The following is a 1,373-nucleotide window of genomic DNA, read 5'->3' as shown; positions in this document are numbered from 1 at the left end:
TCAGATTGTAGACAAAAGGCATTCCGAATATCCCCATTCGGGTGCCGTTTTCCATTTTTAAGCATTTTCTTGCTTGTTTTATCCTCAATCAGACCCCTCAGGGGTCAATTTTTATGCCATTTTTGGATTGGACCAAGTCCATGTCGCCATCTTCTTTAAATTCATGGCAGCAAAAGTAAGCATCGCCTGCATCGACAATTTTTTTAGTCCTCTAAGGGTTGTCCATCGCATACCATGCTTTTCCTTTGCATCTGCAAATACACGTTCAATCGTCTCTTTACGTCTTGCGTAAATGCTTTTATTCTCTTGTGTGTGACGAAGATGATTCGCTTCTTCTATATAGTGCTCCCACACATGACGCTCAATCAGTTTTTTATGTTCTTTACTTAGCGTGCATTGTGAAAGAAGAGGGCAATTTTGACACTCAAGCGGATTTGAAAAGTATTGCCGTTTTCCATCCTTCGTCGTCGTAGCATATTTTAATATTTTCTCTTGTGGACAGATATAACAATCATAGTATTCATCATAAACGTATTCATGTTTTTTCATAAAACCTTCTTTTGTACGAGGACGAGTATAAGGCAGAGCAGGTGTCATATCATTTTCAAATATGTATTGAGCAATAGCAGGTGTTTTATATCCAGCATCAGCAGCAATAGCTTCGGGTTTTCCGTGTTTTTCAATAACCTTTTCCAACAGCGGTTCGAAAATAGCACTATCATGAACATTCCCTGGTGTTACAATTGCACCTAGAACAAAACCATTTCGATCAGCTGCAGCGTGAAACGAATAAGCAAACTGTTTTGTGCGCTCGTCCTTTACATAATAACCGCACTCCGGGTCAGTTGTGCTTTCTTTAATCTCTTTAAATTCTTCCTGATTAAATTTATCTGGGGGAAATGGCTTTTTTCCATGTTCTTCCCGGTCCCGGTTAATCTCCTTTTGTAAACGCGTTTCATATGCTTTCGTCTCTTTGCGAACAACCTTCTTTTCGAATTTATGCTTATTTGCGCTTGCTTTAACATGAGTAGAGTCAATAAAAACATGTTCGCTACTAATTAATTTCTTCTCTGACGCTTCTTTTAAAATGCGATAGAAAATTTGTTCAAATAAATCTGTATCCTTGAAACGACGCTCGTAATTTTTACCGAAGGTTGAGAAGTGAGGTACCTTATCATAAAATCCAAAACCCAAAAACCAACGATAAGCCATATTCGTTTTAATTTCTTCTATTGTTTGCCGCATTGAACGAATACCGAAGGTATATTGAATGAAAGCCATCTTTATTAATACAACAGGATCAATACTTGGTCGTCCTCGTTCAGATGAATATAAGTCTTGAACTAGTCCATAGATAAATGAAAAATCAATAG

The 1,373-nt window shown here is 37.6% G+C and carries 1 protein-coding gene; it reads right to left on the bottom strand.

Translation table 11 applies throughout. The features are described from left to right. Positions 1 to 111: 111 nt before the first annotated feature. The coding region (locus M3183_RS26480) for an IS1182 family transposase (RefSeq protein WP_251475036.1) at positions 112 to 1,373 on the bottom strand (1,262 nt) is incomplete at its 5' end.

Source organism: Neobacillus mesonae (assembly GCF_023715155.1).
Classification (GTDB): Bacteria; Bacillota; Bacilli; order Bacillales; family Cytobacillaceae; genus Neobacillus; species Neobacillus mesonae_A.
The sequence above is the reverse complement of the archived record's forward strand: the minus strand, read 5'-3'. Positions and strand labels throughout refer to the sequence as shown.